Source organism: Flagellimonas sp. 389, assembly GCF_018449435.1.
Taxonomy (GTDB): domain Bacteria; phylum Bacteroidota; class Bacteroidia; order Flavobacteriales; family Flavobacteriaceae; genus Flagellimonas.
Window position 1 is genome coordinate 56689 of the sequence record NZ_JAHCMU010000005.1, and the last position, 18413, is coordinate 75101.

11 protein-coding genes are annotated in these 18413 nt (G+C 39.9%); 9 read left to right on the forward strand and 2 right to left on the reverse strand.

Annotation, left to right across the window (positions count from 1 at the left end; translation table 11 throughout):
* The 9 genes from KIM67_RS05840 (at window position 1) to KIM67_RS05880 (ending at window position 15709) form a co-directional block, all read left to right on the forward strand.
* A complete protein-coding gene (locus tag KIM67_RS05840; protein WP_213830524.1) occupies window positions 1-834 on the forward strand; it encodes a TPM domain-containing protein in 834 nt (277 codons plus the stop codon).
* A gap of 213 nt (window positions 835-1047) precedes the next feature.
* Window positions 1048-6618, forward strand: coding sequence for an alpha-2-macroglobulin (locus KIM67_RS05845; RefSeq protein ID WP_213830414.1), 5571 nt, complete (start codon window positions 1048-1050; stop codon window positions 6616-6618).
* Between the two features lie 4 nt (window positions 6619-6622).
* Window positions 6623-8995: a penicillin-binding protein 1C gene (gene pbpC, locus KIM67_RS05850; RefSeq protein ID WP_213830415.1), complete on the forward strand. Its 2373-nt coding sequence runs from the start codon at window positions 6623-6625 to the stop codon at window positions 8993-8995.
* Window positions 8996-9293: 298 nt separating this feature from the next.
* Window positions 9294-10622 carry a TolC family protein gene (locus tag KIM67_RS05855; protein ID WP_213830416.1) on the forward strand — a complete coding sequence of 443 codons (1329 nt, stop codon included), beginning with the start codon at window positions 9294-9296 and terminating at the stop codon, window positions 10620-10622.
* A gap of 71 nt (window positions 10623-10693) precedes the next feature.
* A complete protein-coding gene (locus KIM67_RS05860) occupies window positions 10694-11926 on the forward strand; it encodes an efflux RND transporter periplasmic adaptor subunit (RefSeq protein WP_213830417.1) in 1233 nt (410 codons plus the stop codon).
* 11 nt (window positions 11927-11937) lie between these two features.
* A complete protein-coding gene (locus tag KIM67_RS05865) occupies window positions 11938-12678 on the forward strand; it encodes an ABC transporter ATP-binding protein (protein ID WP_213830418.1) in 741 nt (246 codons plus the stop codon).
* Window position 12679: 1 nt separating this feature from the next.
* Window positions 12680-13900: an ABC transporter permease gene (locus KIM67_RS05870; protein ID WP_213830419.1), complete on the forward strand. Its 1221-nt coding sequence runs from the start codon at window positions 12680-12682 to the stop codon at window positions 13898-13900.
* A 13-nt stretch (window positions 13901-13913) separates the two neighbouring features.
* Entirely contained in the window at window positions 13914-14957 is a 1044-nt protein-coding gene (locus KIM67_RS05875; RefSeq protein WP_213830420.1) for a sensor histidine kinase, read from the forward strand.
* Between the two features lie 17 nt (window positions 14958-14974).
* Window positions 14975-15709: a LytTR family DNA-binding domain-containing protein gene (locus KIM67_RS05880; RefSeq protein WP_213830421.1), complete on the forward strand. Its 735-nt coding sequence runs from the start codon at window positions 14975-14977 to the stop codon at window positions 15707-15709.
* Between the two features lie 80 nt (window positions 15710-15789).
* Here the strand turns inward: KIM67_RS05880 and KIM67_RS05885 are convergent, their stop codons facing one another.
* Window positions 15790-17040, reverse strand: a complete 1251-nt coding sequence (locus KIM67_RS05885) for an OmpP1/FadL family transporter (RefSeq protein WP_250149172.1) — start codon at window positions 17038-17040, stop codon at window positions 15790-15792.
* Window positions 17033-18352 (reverse strand): DUF4270 family protein, encoded by a 1320-nt coding sequence (locus KIM67_RS05890; RefSeq protein ID WP_213830423.1) that lies wholly within the window; start codon window positions 18350-18352, stop codon window positions 17033-17035. The genes KIM67_RS05885 and KIM67_RS05890 overlap by 8 nt, the downstream gene beginning before the upstream one ends.
* Window positions 18353-18413: the final 61 nt, after the last annotated feature.

Sequence of the window (18413 nt, forward strand, 5' to 3'; positions counted from 1 at the left end):
ATGGCCCCTCCAGATGAGGGGAATATTGTTTTTTCGTCTAGAGGAATTCTATTAACTACTTTCTTTTTAGCACTTTTTGCTTCTAATTTCATAAATGGACAATTCGCCATTCCGGAAAAACCCAAAGAACAAACAAGTGTTTATGATTATATAAACCTTTTGTCTGCCGCCCAAAACAAAACTTTAGAGCAAAAACTGATTCGGTATTCAGATAGTACATCCACCCAAATCGTTATTGCCATTATCAACTCTACCGAAGGTGAGGATATCAACTATTTAGGAGCACAATGGGGACAAAAATGGGGCATTGGCCAAGCTGACAAAGACAACGGGGTGCTTGTGCTTTTAGCGAAGGAAGATCGCAAAATAGCCATCAATACCGGTTATGGTGTGGAAGGTAATCTTACGGATTTTATGTCAAAAAGAATTATTGAATCCGTAATTATCCCCGAGTTTAAAAAAGAAGATTATTTTGGCGGACTCAATAAAGGGTCCGATGCAATTTTTCAAGTACTGAACGGAGAATTTAAAGAAGATCGAACTTTTGGAAATGATCAAGGGTTTTCATTAAAGGCAGTGTTACCCTTTATTATTTTCATCATAATTCTCATTATTCTATCTCGAAAAGGTCGTAACAACAGGGGTGGACCTGGAAACAAGAAAAAAGGATTGGACCTTTGGGACATCATAATTCTCAGCAATATGGGACGTGGAGGTTACCGTGGCTCATCGGGTGGAGGGTTTGGTAGTGGTGGATTCGGGTCTGGCGGTGGATTTGGCGGTGGATTCGGTGGAGGCGGATTCGGAGGCGGAGGCGCTTCAGGAGGTTGGTGATTTTCAAAAAAATTGTGCCTTTATAATAAAATCAAACTAATACATTTTTAAAAAAATCTCTCCCAAAATATTCTTAAAAAGAATCCGTTACAAATAGAGCAGCTTAAATAAATGGAGTGCAAGCTCAATAACCCCATTTACCGTGTATTTCATATCTCTTTTTTAAAGTATTTTGGCTGTGCTTAATATACATTTAACTCTAAAGGTTTTCAAATGGGACGTTATTTCAGATTATTTTTAATTTCAATGTTGGTACTTATTGGTTCTTGCAAAAAGAAAACCGATAGCTCCTTGGATACCGATAATCTCTTCAAATTCAAGGATTATATAAGTTACCATACCAATGGGACACAAAGTATATCGACCCCCATTAAAGTTGTACTTGCAAAACAGCTTGATCAATTTGAATTGACACAGGAACTGCCCTCGGAATATTTTAAGATCTCACCAAAAATAGAAGGTAAACTGGCCATCGAAAACGGAAGGGAACTTGTTTTTCAACCTTCGGAATATCTAGAGCCTGATACGGAATATGCCGTGAGTGTAGCGCTAAACAAACTTTTTGATGCCATTGACCGCGACTTTAAGGAATACACCTTCAGCTTTAAGACCATAACCCCAAATTTTAAGATCAACCTTGGCAACCTACAATCCTACAGTAAAAATTGGCAATATCTAACAGGAACCCTAGAAGCTTCGGATATTTTAAATGCTTCCAAAATAAACAGCGTTCTTTCTGTAGCACAAGGCGATAAAAAGATTTCTGTAAAATGGGAAAATACAAAAGAAGATGCTCGCTATTTCACTTTTAAGATTGATAGCATTCCGCGCAAAACGGATGATAGCGAATTGGCAATTAGCTGGAACGGAGAAGCGTTGGGAACAGAAAATAAAGGCTCGGAAAATTACACCATACCTGGCCTAAACAAATTTATTGTTGTTGATGCCAAAACATCAACTGCCCCAAATGCTGCATTAACGCTTAACTTTTCCGATCCCTTAAAACAAAATCAAAACCTTAACGGGCTTGTCACTATTGAAGGCGCCCAAAGTTTACGATATGAAATCAATGGCAACGTTTTACAAGTATATCCAGCCAACCGAATTTTAGGGCAGGTACGTGTCAATGTTTTTGAAGGCATAAAAAGCGAATACGGCTACTCACTCAAAAAACCATTTTCTGAATTGGTTTCCTTTGAACAGTTAAAACCTTCCGTACGCTTAATCTCTAAAGGTACTATTCTCCCTAATGCCGCTTCCACGCCAATATATTTTGAGACGGTAAACCTTTCAGCAGTCGAAGTAAGGGTAATCCAGGTCTTTGAAAACAATATGTTGCAGTACCTTCAACACAATGATCTAACCCAGCGATACAACTCGGATATTAGAACTGTTGGTCGTAGGGTAGCTTACAAGGTAATTCCGTTAGTTGAAAATAAGGATGACGACACCAGTTCTTGGAAAGCTCATGCCCTAGACCTATCAAAGCTTATAAAAGTGAATCCCAGTTCTTTATACCGAATAGAATTCAGTTTTAAAAAAGAACATACTACTTACGGATGCGAAGGTTCTGGAAATTCAGAAAGCGATGAAGCAACCAATTCCATAGCCGAAGCGCAAAACCTTAGTGAAGAAGCCAGAGAAGAACGTTATTGGGACAATGAACTCTATTATTGGAGAGACAACAGTTATAATTGGGAAGAGCGGGATAATCCATGTCATAATGCTTTTTACAATTCAGATAGAATTGCATTCACTAATCTTTTAGGTAGCGACTTAGGGCTTATCGTCAAAAAAGGTAATAATCGTTCTTACCATTTTGCGGCAACGAATCTCGTGACCACTAATCCCGAAGCTGGTGCAACCATAAAACTATATAATTATCAGCAGCAGTTACTTACCGAAGTAAAAACAGATGCTTCCGGGTTTGGTATTTATGATGGAGATGCTAATGTTGCTTTCGCCATTGCCGAAAAAAACAACAATTTCGCCTACGCCAAACTTGCTGATGGCAATGCACTATCATTAAGCAAATTCGATGTTTCGGGACAAAAACTACAAAGTGGCCTTCAAGGATTCATGTATACCGAAAGAGGCGTGCATAGACCGGGCGATCCAATTCATCTCACCTTTGTATTGGATGATAAGGCCAATCCATTACCAGCAAAACATCCCGTAGCTATAGAAGTTACCGATTCCAGAGGAAAACTGGTTCAAAGAAATGTGCTTAAAGAGGGAACCGTTCCCGTTTCTGATGGACTGTATGCAAAAAAAGAAGGAAACTTTTACTATTTCCCCATCACGACAAAGAGTACATCACCTACAGGAACTTGGAATGCCAAGATTATTGTAGGCGGAGCGCAATTCAATAAAAGTTTAAAAATAGCTACCATTAAACCCAATCGCTTAAAGGTAAGTTTTGACTTTGAAGATGAAGTTTTAAAAGCAAATAGAAACAACAAGGGAAAAGTTGAAGTAAAATGGTTGCACGGTGCGCCTGCCCGTAATTTAAAAATTGATGTCAACGCCAAACTGCAACAGGTTTCCAATGCATTCCCAAAACATAAAGGATACATTTTTCAAGATCCGGTTCGCACATATAATGAAACGGAACTTCAATTTGTAACCTCAAAATTAAATGGAGAGGGAACATTGAACATTGACCAAAAAATTACGGCCAACACCAATGCCCCCGGGATGTTACAAGCCACCTTCACAACTAAGGTATTTGAAGGCGGTGGTGATTTCTCCATAGATGTTTTCTCCAAGAAACTTGCTCCTTTTTCACACTTTGTGGGATTACGCTCTCCAAAAGCAAAACGATATGGTTCGTTTTTAACAGATGAGGATACCACTTTTGATGTCATCTCCGTGGACGCAGATGGCAAAAAAGCAGCCAATCGCAAACTGAAAGTAAAAATCTTTGAGATAGCATGGCGTTGGTGGTGGAACAGAGGCTACGACAATCTCTCTCGCTATGAAAACGCTACCGTTCATAAACCCTTTAAAGAAATGACCGTAACTACCGGTGCAGACGGAAAAGCCAATTTTAGGGTGAACATTCCCGACGATGAAGGGGGTCGCTATTTAATTCGCGTTATCGATGAAGTATCTGGTCATGCTACGGGACGAACTGCATACTTCTACAGAAATTGGTGGAGAAGACCTGCATCTGGCGATACGGAAAGCTCAAAGATTCTGATTTTTTCCGCTGATAAGGAAAAATATACACTTGGCGATCAGGCAGTGGTCACATTTCCTTCGGATGTAGGAGGAAGAGCATTATTGAGTATCGAAAATGGCTCTGAAGTTTTATCACAACAATGGATCGAAACTTCTGCAAAGGAGACCACGGCCACCATTCCCATAACAGCAGATATGGCTCCGAATGCCTATATCAACATATCGCTGTTGCAGCCCCATGGTCAGGTAGCGAACGACCTGCCCATTCGATTGTACGGTATTGTGCCCCTACTAGTTGAAAATCCCGCTACCTTTCTAAAACCTGAGCTAAAAATGCCCGAAGTTTTAGAACCCGAGAAGTCATATAAAGTGACCATTTCAGAAAGCAACAAAAAACCGATGACGTATTCACTTGCAGTTGTGGATGAAGGACTATTGGACCTTACACGTTTTAAAACCCCAGAAATACATTCCTCCTTTTATGCCAGACAAGCATTGGGCGTAAAGACCTTTGACATCTTTGATGATGTCATGGGCGCCTACTCCATAAGTGTGGATAATATCTATGCCATTGGTGGTGGTGGAATTGGTGAGGGTGCTAAAAACAGGAAAGCACAACGTTTTAAACCCGTAGTAACATATCTAGGGCCGTTTACTTTAAAAGCTGGTGAAAAAACAACGCACACCATTGATATGCCCAATTATGTTGGTTCCGTTCGTACCATGGTGGTTGCGGGGAACAAAAACAGTGCTTATGGAAAAACCGAAAAGGCTACTCCTGTGCGGAAGCCTTTAATGGTATTGACTTCGATACCCAGAAAACTATCGCCTGGGGAAACAGTTACTATTCCCGTTACTGTATTTGCCATGGAGAAAAAGGTGAAAAATGTAAAGGTTTCCATTGATGCAGGAAAAGCGCTTGAACCTATAGGGGCCACTACGAAAAACATCACTTTCAATTCGGTTGGAGAACAAATCGTGAATTTTGATTTTAAGGTAAATCCGAGCAAATCATTTCAGACCATAAAAGTAACGGCTTCTGGTAACGGAGAGCGTGCTAGTAATGAAACCGAGGTCGATGTAGAAAACCCTAACCCAATTACCACAAAAAGCACCTTGTACACCGTAACGGAGAATCAATCACAGAGCATTTCTTTTGAAACTTTTGGAACGTCCGGAACAAATACGGCATTTATAGAGTTCTCAACATTGCCTCCTATGGATTTTTCAAAACGGATGAACTATTTATTACAGTATCCTCATGGCTGTGTGGAGCAAACCACTTCTGCTGCTTTTCCTCAATTATTTTTGACAGAGATACTGGATATTACTTTTGACAGAAAAAAGGAAATCGAGAAAAACATCAAAGCCGCCATTAAGAAGCTCAACGATTTCCAAGCGCCTAGTGGCGGATTAAGTTATTGGCCCGGTTACGGCTATGCTGACGATTGGGGAACTTCATATGCTGGACATTTTATGTTGGAGGCCAAACAGAAAGGGTATCAATTGCCATTGACATTTTTGAGCAATTGGTTACGCTACCAAAAGAATACTGCACGCCAATGGAGCAATCAACGTACAAGTTACAATACAGATATTGCACAAGCTTATAGGCTATACACCCTTGCCTTGGCACAACAACCAGAGCTTGCCGCCATGAACCGATTGCGGGAAGCTAAAAATTTAAGTAACGAAGCCAAATGGCGTTTAGCTGCAGCTTACGCATTGGTAGGCAAGAAAGAAGTAGCCGAGCAATTGATACAGAAGGCAAACATCAATTTTCAGCCTAACTCCTATAATTATAGAACTTATGGCTCCGTTTTTAGGAATATGGCGATGGCATTGGAGACCATGGTAATCATTGGAGATGACCAACAACGGGAGTTGGCCATTTCATTGGCGAAAAAATTATCTTCCCAAAGTTGGTACAGTACCCAAGAAACATCTTTTGCCCTTTTGGCCATGGCAAAGATGGTAGCAAAAAATGGCGGTAAATCCATTAATTTAACTTTTACCAATAATGGAAAGGAAATATCCGTAAAAACAGATAGAGCTATTGCACAACGAGGACTTTCAATTACATCGGCACAAAGTGAAATCACCGTTAATAATAAACAAGGGAATGTTATCTATGCCACCCTTACCCAAACAGGCAAATTACCTGTAGGTGAAGAGTTGGCACAACAACGAAACCTCTCCTTGTCGGTAAGATATCTAGATGCCATTGGAAATTCCATTGATGTATCCAACCTTCGCCAAGGTACAGAGTTGCAAGCTCAGCTCACTGTTTTTAATAGTTCAAATGACTATATTGATAATCTAGCATTAACACAAATTGTTCCAAGTGGCTGGGAAATCGTGAATACTTCCTATGCGGGCGGAGGAGATTCAAATTCGAGTAAAGCGGAGTATATTGATACGCGAGATGATCGAACCAATTTCTATTTTGACCTTGGTTCAAAAAAATCCAAAACCTTTACGGTAAAGCTAAATGCTTCCTTTTTGGGAGATTATTATCTACCTGGATCACAGGTCGAAGCTATGTACGATGATAATAGATATGCCCGTAATAAGGGGCAATGGATAAAAGTGTCACAATAATGGGATGACCGATTTTTTATCAGTTTTAAAAAGGTTTTTACCGAAACATAAAATTAAAGTTTCGGTTTTTCTGATAGTATTCTTGTTATGGTTGTTCTGTTTGCCCAAGGAGCTTTTTAAAGAGCCTACTTCAACGGTGGTGACAAGTTCAGATAATGTATTGATAGGAGCACGGATTGCGGATGATGGTCAATGGCGTTTTCCTCAAATTGATTCTATTCCAGAACGCTTTAAGCAAAGTGTCTTACTGTTTGAAGATGAATATTTCTATAGACATCCAGGGTTTAATCCAATTTCTATTTTCAACGCTATAATATACAACCTAACAAAAAATACACGCCGAGGAGGCAGTACAATCACCCAACAGGTTATTCGTCTGAGCAGAAAAAACAAAAGGCGTACTTATTTTGAAAAATGTATCGAAATCTTCATGGCCACACGATTGGAGTTTCGCCATTCCAAAGAGGAAATTCTAAAACTATATGCCACATATACACCTTACGGAGGTAATGTGGTTGGGCTTGAAACCGCATCTTGGCGTTATTTTGGAATACCTGCACACGAGCTAAGTTGGGGACAATCGGCTACTTTGGCCGTGCTTCCAAATACTCCATCATTGATATTTCCAGGGAGGAATGATGAATCATTATTGAAAAAACGAAATAGGTTGCTCAAAAAACTATTGGATGAAAAATGTTTTGACCAAACCACCTACGAACTTGCCATTTCCGAACCCTTGCCGCAACAACCAATACCTCTTCCAAACAATGCGCCACATTTAACAGAACGCGTTAAAAAGGAGCATAAGGGCGAACGTATACAAACGTCTATCGACAGGTATTTACAAAATCAAGCAAATATTGTTGCAGAACGCCATTACCAACGACTAAAAAGTAATGAAATTCATAATCTTGCCATTTTAGTATTGGATGTTGAAACTCGGAAAGTACTAAGCTATGTAGGTAATTCACAATCGGGCGAACAACATGGCAGCTATGTGGATATCATCACAAAAAATCGAAGCACGGGCAGTACTTTAAAACCTTTCCTTTTCGCATCGCTCATGCACGAAGGACAATTGTTGCCAAATACTTTGGTCAAAGATGTTCCAACAGTAATCAACGGTTATAATCCAAAAAACTTCAATAAGAAGCACTCTGGTGCCGTACCCGCAAGTAGGGCTTTATCACGATCGCTCAATGTTCCTGCAGTTAGATTGTTACGAGAATACGGACTTCAAAAATTCTACAACAAGCTCCGCAAAATGAATATGCACTCTTTGAACAAACCTGCGGGGCATTATGGGCTATCATTGATTTTAGGTGGAGCTGAAAGCACATTATGGGACGTTACCAAAACCTATGCCTCAGCTGCATCGACCTTAAATTACTTTATATCGAATTCCAGCACATATCGTACAGGCGAATTTTTAGAACCCAGCTATCTTTTTGAAAGTGAAAACGACTTTGGCGAACAGCAATTTAATCCGTCCGTTCTAAATGCCGGGTCGTTGTACCATACGTTTAAATCATTACAAGAAGTCAATCGCCCAGAAGGAAATGAAAACTGGCAATTTTTTGATTCTTCGCAGCGTATCGCCTGGAAAACGGGTACAAGTTTTGGTTTTAAGGATGCTTGGGCCGTTGGCGTAACTCCAAAATATGCCATTGGGGTTTGGGCAGGAAATGCTGATGGCGAAGGAAGACCCGGATTGACAGGTATTACTGCAGCCGCACCTATTTTATTCGATATTTTGGATGTACTTCCAAATAGTGGTTGGTTTCAGCAACCTTTTGATGATTTGTCAGCACTTGAAACTTGTTCTCAAAGTGGATATCGTGCTTCTGCTTTTTGTGATATCACCAAAAAAGAACTTTTACCAATACATGGAAAGAAAAGTATACAATGTCCTTATCACCATCAGGTTTTTTTGGACAACTCAGAAGCGTATAGAGTCAATTCTGAATGCTATCCTTTGGAAAACATGATAGCCAAAAATTGGTTTACGCTTCCTCCGGTAATCGAGTATTACTATACCGCTTCAAATCCGAATTACAAACCGTTACCAAATTTTCTACAGGGATGCTCGATTTCAGAAGCAAGGCTCATGGAATTTATATTTCCAAAACGAAATGAAACGGTACTTCTTCCCAAAGATCTGGGCAAAAAAACTACGGAAGTAATCTTTAAGTTGGCACACCAACAAAACGAAAGTATTGTCTACTGGTATTTGAATGAGCGCTATGTTGGTATGACCACGAGTTTTCATGAGCTTATATTGGATATAGAACCCAACAACTATACACTTACCGCCGTAGATGATAAAGGCAATCGAATTGAACAACAAATTTCCATACGATTGGCGTCTGGAGAATAATTACCCTTCCTAAAACAACCTTTAAGGCCATTCTTAATTTTTTGCAGTCAAAAAATTAAGAATGTGGAAAGCCTACAAAAAATAGAAATAGCTTTAATTATATACGATATAACCGAGCTACATAAAATTTTGCATTCATGGGATCACAGTTTTAACCGAACTGGATGATTATATTCAAAAACCATCTATAAAAAAAGGGCGTTCGTCTAGTCAATCCCCAAAACTGTCCATTTCGTTTCCCCATTTTTCCAATACCTAATAGGTTTGTTCCAATATGTTGAATTACTGGAAAATTCCTATGAGAGCACATATTTACATAATAGTCACCGCCATACTTGGAATAAACTTTTCTATCGCTCAGCAAGTCGAAGCCACTCAGGAAAAAATATGGGACTTGGAAACATGTATATCTTATGCCCTTGATCATAGTATTACAGTGAAGGAAGCCACACTGACAAAAAATAATGCTGAAGTAGAATATAGTGCTTCAAAATCTTCCAGATTGCCCAACTTGATTGGTAATGCCAATCAAAATTTCACCAATGGTAATTCCATTGACCCTATTACAAGTGACTTTGTTTCACAGCAGATAAATTCAACGGCGTTGGGACTAAATACGCAATTGACCTTATATCAAGGTAACCAAATCAATAATCAAATTAAACAAAGTAAGTTACTGGTAGACCAAAATGGCTTTTTTGAGGAACAGGCCAAAAACGATATTACTTTAAGCATTTTAGAACAATATATACAACTACTCTACAGTAAAGAAGCTATCAAAATCGCTCAAAACAATTTGGAAACTTCGGGAAAAGAAGAAGAAACTGCCAAGGCGAGATACAAAGCTGGTTCAATAGCTATACGTGATTATATGGATGCCCAATCGCAAACAGCAACCAATCGATATGATGTAATCACTGCAAAAAATGATTATGCGCTGCAACTGGTGACCTTAAAACAATTGTTGGAACTACCATCAGGTCAACCCTTAGAGATAGCAGATTCCATTGAGTTCATTTTCGATAAAATTCCGAATCTGAGCGAAGTATATACAAAAGCTCTGGACATATTGCCCGAAATAAATGCTGGCGAGACCAACATATCCCTCTCTAATAAACAAATAGCTATTGCCAAAGGCCAATATTTGCCCACCTTGGTGTTTACGGGAACCATTGGGACCGGTTATACCTCTACCCAAGAACTGGATTTCAGCGATCAGTTCGATGTTAACTTCAACCAAAGGGCAGGATTGTCATTGAGCATCCCTATTTTCAATAGAAATAGAACAAAAGCGGATGTTCAGATAGCAAAAGTAAATAAGGATATTGCAGAACTACAATTGACACAAGAAAAGAAAGATTTATACCTAAAAATAGAAACCGCATGGCAAAATGCCAATACAGCCCAAAATCAACTGGAGGCTTCCCAAGTGGCACGTTCAGCGGCCTTAGAATCGTACAAACTGGCTCAGAAACAATATGAACTTGGAGCCTTGAGCACGGCAGATTTGATATTGAGCCAAAATACCTATACCAATGCTGAACAAAATTATGTTCAGGCTAAGTACTTGAACCTCCTATATACGCAGCTGTTGGAATTTTATCAAGGAAACAAGATTAAGATTTAGTGTTTAGAGCAAAACGAAGCTAATTATGGAAATCGGGTAACATACAGTAGTCATATAAAACATAGCGAGAGATGAAGAATAAAAAAACATTAATCTGGACAGGAATTGGCGTCATTGTACTTGCACTTGGGCTATACCATGTTGTTTTCGCCAATAATGGCAATTCTAAAATAGAAGTCCTTACCGTAGAATCAAAAAAAGGGGAGGTGACTACAATGGTCACGGCTACTGGCACCATAGAACCTGTTGAACAAGTAGAGGTCGGCACACAAGTGTCGGGCGTTGTGGAAAAGATTTATGTGGATTATAACAGTGTGGTCACCAAGGGACAATTGCTCGCGGAACTGGACAAGACCATTTTGCACTCAACGCTTTCCAAGCAACAGGCCAATTATGATAGGGCCGTTAACGACTTGGACTATCTACAGACCATTTATGACAGACAGAAAGTTTTGCACGATAATAAGGTCATCAGCAATTCTGATTATGATGAAGCACTCTATAACCTCAACGTCGCAAAGAATTCGGTAACAGAAACCATGGCCGATCTTAAAAGTGCGAAGACCAACTTGAGCTATGCGAGTATTTATTCCCCAATAGACGGTGTTGTACTGTCACGCGACGTGGATGAAGGCCAAACCGTGGCGGCGAGCTATAGTACCCCCACCCTATTTACCATCGCCGAAGATTTGAAACAAATGCAGGTAGAGGCTGATGTCGATGAGGCTGATATTGGGCAGGTAAAAGCGGGACAACGCGTTTCGTTTACCGTAGATGCCTATCAGAACGAAGAATTCTCGGGTACAGTGACCCAAGTACGCTTAAACCCTACTACTACCTCCAACGTGGTCACTTATACCGTAGTCATCAAAGCGGACAATCCCGAATTAAAACTCAAACCCGGACTAACGGCAACAATATCCATCTATACGGTCGAACTGAAAGATGTATTGACCATAGAGGCAAAGGCCGTTAATTTTAGGCCCAATCGAACCATGATGATGGCTTATCTAGTACAAAATAAACAGGAAAACCAACAGCCCCGAAAAGGCGAGCGGATATTTAGCGATGAAAGCACAACGGTCTGGATGGATGACAATGGAACCTTAAAACCAAAAGAGGTGATCCTAGGAACCAGTGATGGTGTAAATGTACAAGTGCTAAGCGGTTTACAGGAAGGGGAAGAACTGGTATACCAAATGCGGTATATGGAAAATACCAAAACTGCCCCTTCTGGAGACGAAGAAAGTGAAAATCCTTTTATGCCGCCAAAACCCCCAGGTGGCGGTCGGGGACCCCAATAAAATGAAAGACTATGAAAGAGAAAGCAATACACCTAGCACATTTAAAACGAAGTTTTAAAATGGGGGAAGATACGGTTCATGCATTGGATGGGATTTCCTTCGGTATCGAAGAGGGGGAGTTTGTGACCATTATGGGTTCCAGTGGCTCTGGTAAAAGCACCTTGTTAAATCTTATCGGGTGCCTCGACCGACCCACTTCGGGAACATATAAAATAGATGGTGTTTCTATAAAAGATTTGGGTAAAAATCAACTTGCCCAAATTCGTAATGAAAAAATAGGGTTCATCTTTCAATCCTACAACCTTCTGCCCCGGACGACCGCCCTCGAAAATGTGGAGCTGCCATTACTGTATAACAATTCCATTGGCGTGGAAGAGCGCAGAAAGAGGGCGTTGGAGGCTTTGGAAAAAGTAAGCTTATCTGACCGATTGCACCATACCCCATCACAATTATCAGGAGGTCAACAACAACGCGTGGCCATTGCCAGATCCCTGGTAAATGACCCTGTGGTCATCTTGGCAGATGAAGCTACAGGAAACTTGGACACCAAAACATCATATGAAATCATGGCCCTTTTTCAAGAACTGAACAGACAGGGCAAAACTATTGTCTTTGTGACCCATGAACCCGATATCGCCAGTTTTAGTGGGAGGACCATCGTTTTGAAGGATGGTAAAATCATTAGGGATGAAAAGAACACTAACGTACGCGTAGCCCTCGACGATTTAAGAGCAATACCAAAACAGGATTGACATGAGAATGCTAAACTTATTGAAAATATCCTTCAAAGCAATTGTCCTGAACAAGGTCAGGGCACTTTTGACCATGTTGGGAGTCATTATCGGGGTTGCCTCCGTTATCGCCATGCTGGCCATAGGAGAAGGTTCCAAACAGAGCATTAAGGCGCAAATCTCTAGCATGGGATCTAATATGATTACCATAAGGCCCTATGCCGAAAGACAGGGGGGCGTACGTTTGAGCCGAAATGAAATGCAATCGTTGACTTTGGATGATTTTGAGTTGATACAGTCCGAAGCTTCATTACTGACAAATGTTTCGCCTCAGGTAGATGGCAATGGCCAGGTCATCTATGGTTCAGATAATTGGCCGTCGAGCATCTACGGTGTCAATCCCGAATATTTGTCCATACGCGTGTGGGAAATACAGAGTGGGAGCATGTTCACGGATGTCGAAGTAAAATCCGCTTCAAAAGTTGCAGTAATTGGCCAGACCGTGGTAGAGAACATATTCACGAACGGCGAAGATCCCGTAGGAAGGATGATTCGCTTCAACAATATTCCTTTCAAGGTCATAGGGGTTTTGGAAGAGAAAGGGGAGAACACCTTTGGGCAGGATCAAGATGATGTAGTATTGGCGCCTTACACAACGGTACAAAAAAGAATCTTGGCCATCGATTATTTACAATCCATTACGGCTTCAGCCATCAGTGAAGAGCAATCTGAGGAGGCAGTCGAAGAAGTAACGGAACTTATGAACAAATCACACGAAATACAAAAGGGTGCAACTGCGGATTTTGAGATTCGCTCCATGGAGGAACTGATTTCCACATTTAGCTCCACCGGTGAAATGCTGACAATACTATTGGTGGCCATAGCCAGTATATCCCTACTCATAGGTGGCATAGGAATTATGAACATTATGTACGTATCCGTCAAGGAACGAACCCGCGAAATTGGTTTACGGTTGGCAGTTGGTGCAAAAAGTAGTGATATCTTGATGCAGTTTTTAATAGAAGCCATTCTGATCAGTATCACAGGTGGTTTAATTGGTGTATTTTTAGGACTCAGTACTACTTATTTTATAGAAAAAATGCTTTCATGGCCCACAAGCGTCACAGGGTATTCCATCGTAATATCGTTCGCGGTATGTGCAATCACCGGTATCTTTTTTGGCTGGTATCCGGCAAGAAAAGCGGCTACATTAGATCCCATTGAGGCCATGCGATATGAATAACATTACTATTGGAATGACTAGAAAGAACAAGATTTTATTGCCCATACTACACCTAATGGCTTGGGCGGTACTTTTATTAATTCCTTATTTTCTGACCCTAAACTATGACGAGGAGACGGACCACGTCTTTCTTAAAACCCTTGAACGTTCGTGGTTACATTTGTTTTTCTATGCGATTATCTTTTACATCAATTTTTTGTTTCTTATTGATCGGTACTTGTTTAAGAAAAATGCAGTGGCCTTTTTTCTCATCAATGCATTGTTGATCGCTCTTTCCATCTGGATGCGGGAAGCTCTCAAAACCAATTATTTTGATGAGTTTTTAGCATCAAAAAACGGAGCTCCCAAAGGTAGGCCCAAAGAAATCATGTTCTATCTAAGTGTCATTGCATCTTCGGTTCCAATCGCTTTTTCGGTGGCTTTGAAAACGATGCAGCGATGGACAAGGACGGAAGCCGAAAAAAAAGAAGCTGCAAACATAAAACTACAATCCGAGATACAACATTTAAAATATCAGTTACAACCACATTTCTTCTTTAACTCCCTGAACAATATCTATTCTCTTGTTGATATTTCCCAGGAACGGGCAAAAAAAACCATACATCGACTCGGTAAATTGATGCGCTATTTGCTGTATGAAACGAATATCGAAAAGGTAGGCCTACAGGATGAAATCGATTTTATGATCCAGTATATTGAACTGATGCGGCTTCGGTTTTCAGAAAAAATATCCATATCCTATACGTTTCCTAAAAATGCCGATAAAATAAAGATTACTCCATTATTGTTCATTACCTTGATAGAAAACGCTTTTAAGCACGGTATACCTGCAAGTAAAGAGGCAACGCTTACCTTTAGTATGGAAATCATTGGAAAAACATTGGTTTTTAAAGCAATCAACCAAAATTTTCCCAAGAAGGTCAGCGATAAAAGCGGTTCGGGAATAGGGTTGGAAAATCTGAGTAAACGATTAAAACTTTTGTACCCTAACAAACACACCTTTACCAATACTGTAGCCAATGGTAACTTTATGGTTATCTTGACTTTGGAAATATAAGACAGCGCTTTGCTAAAATGAAAACGACAAGGATAACATGTATGATCGTAGACGATGAGCCTATGGCCTTGAGTCTTATCGAAAGTTATGTTCTAAAAACCCCGTTCTTAGAACTCAGACAAAAGTGCGATAGTGCCATTGAGGCTTTGACACTTATAGAACAGGAACCTTTGGACCTGCTTTTTCTGGATATTCAAATGCCCGACCTTAACGGTTTGGAATTTTCCAAATTAGTGCCAAAAACATCGCGGATCATATTCACGACCGCATTCAGTGAATACGCTATTGAAGGGTTTAAGGTAGAAGCACTGGACTATCTATTGAAACCTTTTGATTATGCCGAGTTTTTGGCCGCTGCAATGAAAGCAAAAGAGTGGTTTAGATTGGTACATGGACCGCACAAAGAAGAATCCGATGAAAAAGCACAGAACTTTTTGTTCGTAAAGTCGGGATACAAGCAACTAAAAATCAATCTGGACGAAGTACTCTATTTTGAAGGTCTAAAGGACTACATCAAAATTTGGCTCAGGGATAATTCGAAGGCGGTATTGACTTTGATGTCTTTGAAACACCTTGAAAAACAGCTTCCATCCCATAAATTTATGCGTGTACACCGATCATTTATTGTAGCCCTTGATGTTATCGATGAGATCGAGCGAAGTCAAATCATCATCAACAACAAAAGAATCACGGTCTCTGAGCAGTACAAGCCTCATTTTTTGGACTATCTCAAGAAAAACTCACTAGATTGATCTATCAACAAAAAAGGTTACTATGGTCAGGTAACAACATCGAAACGATTAATCCTTTATCAATATCAATGATAGATAGATTAATTTATCTTACGTTTTCTGAACCATAGGTCTTCCAGACTCATATTTAGTGTCAGAATATGATAGTTTTCTTTTACCAGTATGTTCTGAATCTGACCTTTTGAGCCGTAACCATATGATAAGTTCAGTATAGAATTGTTGTCCCGCCCAATTGGAAGTCCTATACCACCGGTAATACTGTAACCATCTATTTTTGTATCGTTTATAGCCAAGTAACCGTTGTCATAGTTAAAACCAGCCCTAAATCGTATTCTCTCTACATATTTGTAACTAGATGTATTTTTAGCATATTCCAATCCAAATGCATAAATATCCTGGTCTGCATATTCTCCTATGTTCTCTTGCTGTCCGGTATTGGACCAATAGTTTTTCTTGTAGTCGGCGCTTAGGGTAAACGAGTTAAAAATTGTACCGCTTACTCCAAGACCTAGTTCCAAGGGCATTTTAAAGTCTGCCGCTGTGTCTGGTTCCTCATCTTCTACGGTAATCTCCGAAGCATCCAAGGTTTTGAGCACCGAACGTTTTAAATTTCCATTTAAACTAGTTGGAAACTGAACGGTACCGCCCAAAGTAAACTTATCGGTAATATCGTATTGTATTCCAAGACCCAAACGTATACCACTATAATTGGTTGTCTCGGTCAATTGAAAAGCGCTATTATTGATTATGAACGCTTCATTTTCCTCTATGTTGCCAAAAAGAAAAGAAGTACTGACCCCTAATCGTAATTTTTCGATGATGCTATAACCAAGATTCAGTCTAAGGTCACTTAATCCCCCCAATCCTGTTACGCTGCTTTCAAACGTTTCACTGGAACCTTCGATATTGGTCTGTAAACCTACTAATGAGTATCCTACATCGCTATAGGGAACCATAGTGATTCCAGCTCCCAACCCGTCCGTAATCCGAAATGCAAACGCCAAGTTGGAAAAGTTCAAGGTAGTCTTGCCGTCATCAGATACTTCATTGCTGATGTAGTCATATTGCCCCCTGACACCCACATCGTAAAAAAAGGAATTTTTGGGAGTCAAAGCGTAGTTGGAAGGGTTTAAATTATTGATTTCGGTTTCTGTCTTTAATCCAATACCCGTATAGCCCATACCATTGGACCTTCCTATACTGGTCTGGTTGATGACCCCTAAACCGTACAATGAATATGGGGAACTGGTCAATCCTTCCGACTGGGCGAGTGTACAATTTACAGACAGTGCTATTCCTGCAAAAGTCGTAAACAAGGTTATTTTATTCATTTTCATCATAAACGGCATAGGTAAGTTCCAATGTGGTTTGGTAGTCAGGACTTGTGTTTCCGTTCAACACAAACCTATCAACAGTAGTATTGTAATTGTCAGGTAAAAGGATAAGTGCTTCGTCAGTATCCCTTTCTGCCTTTAACAGTTCTTCTATATAACTGCCCAATGATATTTCGTAATAGATATCGTTGAATTCTTGACCATCGGTATTAAGTACCGCCACTACGGGCGTAGTGCTTGCGACCAACAGTTGTTCTGTTAAGTCATTGTTCTGATCGACGATATAAACCGATAGATTGTCCCTCAATATTAATTCGTCGTTATAAGCACCTTCTGTTGGCTTTATTTTGAGAACGGCATCCAAAATGGTGCCTTGCCCCGGAATATCATAGATAGATTTAATGTGGGGAAACTGTATCCTTGTTGCAATGCCTATACCCGATTGTATATAGCTTTGATTTTCCGATTCGGAGCTGCTCAGATTTATTTCTTGATCTATAAGGCTATTTAGATAATCGTTTGGATTTTCTGCGGTAATCTGATTAAAAAACGGAATTGGGGAATCAGAGGTATTTATGCTAAAATCTATAAAATACTGTTCTTGATCGTTTTCTTCCGAAATACTAAAATAAAGCCTCATGATACTTGATTCCAATAAAAACCCTAAAACCGAACCGTTGTTGGTTTCGTCCGGTATAAATGCGACACCTTTTAAGTATTCCGTAAATTCATCGGAGTTTGTAAGTGTTTTGTCTTGTAAACCTTCAAATAAAGCGGCTCCAAAATCATCGTTCAACTTGATTTCAATCGAATCTGTTTGCAAAGGTCTCGGTGAAAAGTCGATATAGCCCAAGTCTTCATCGGCGTAGGCAATTGTACTGGAATTGTAAAAGTTTTCATCATCCTCAGGCTTCATTTGCTCAGTGAGCTCCTTGATATGAATACCATTGGTCTGTAATGTATCGTTGTAGTAATACTCGTCGTATTTAAGGTAAAAAACAATACTGTCATATTCGGCCTCGGTATCTATAGTATAGGTCGATGGGAGTAATTCTGCGTAGCTTGAACTCTGCACCGTACCAAATACAGAATCAGTATATTTTCCTATCAACATTCGTGTTGTCGTTGCGGTTATTATACTATCAAATTTCATGGTCGATGTTTCAACCGTTAGAGTATCCACCAACAACACCCGTATATTACTATCTGTAAATGCTTCGCCAGCAACAAAATCGGAGTTCAGGTTATCTTCACTACAAGCCAAAAGCACCAATAGCAATATCCCCAACATCCCTATAATTCTAAGCATATTCTAATGTTTTGGGTAAATGTAAATGGAGACCCCGAGCATTAAAACCAGAATAGACCAA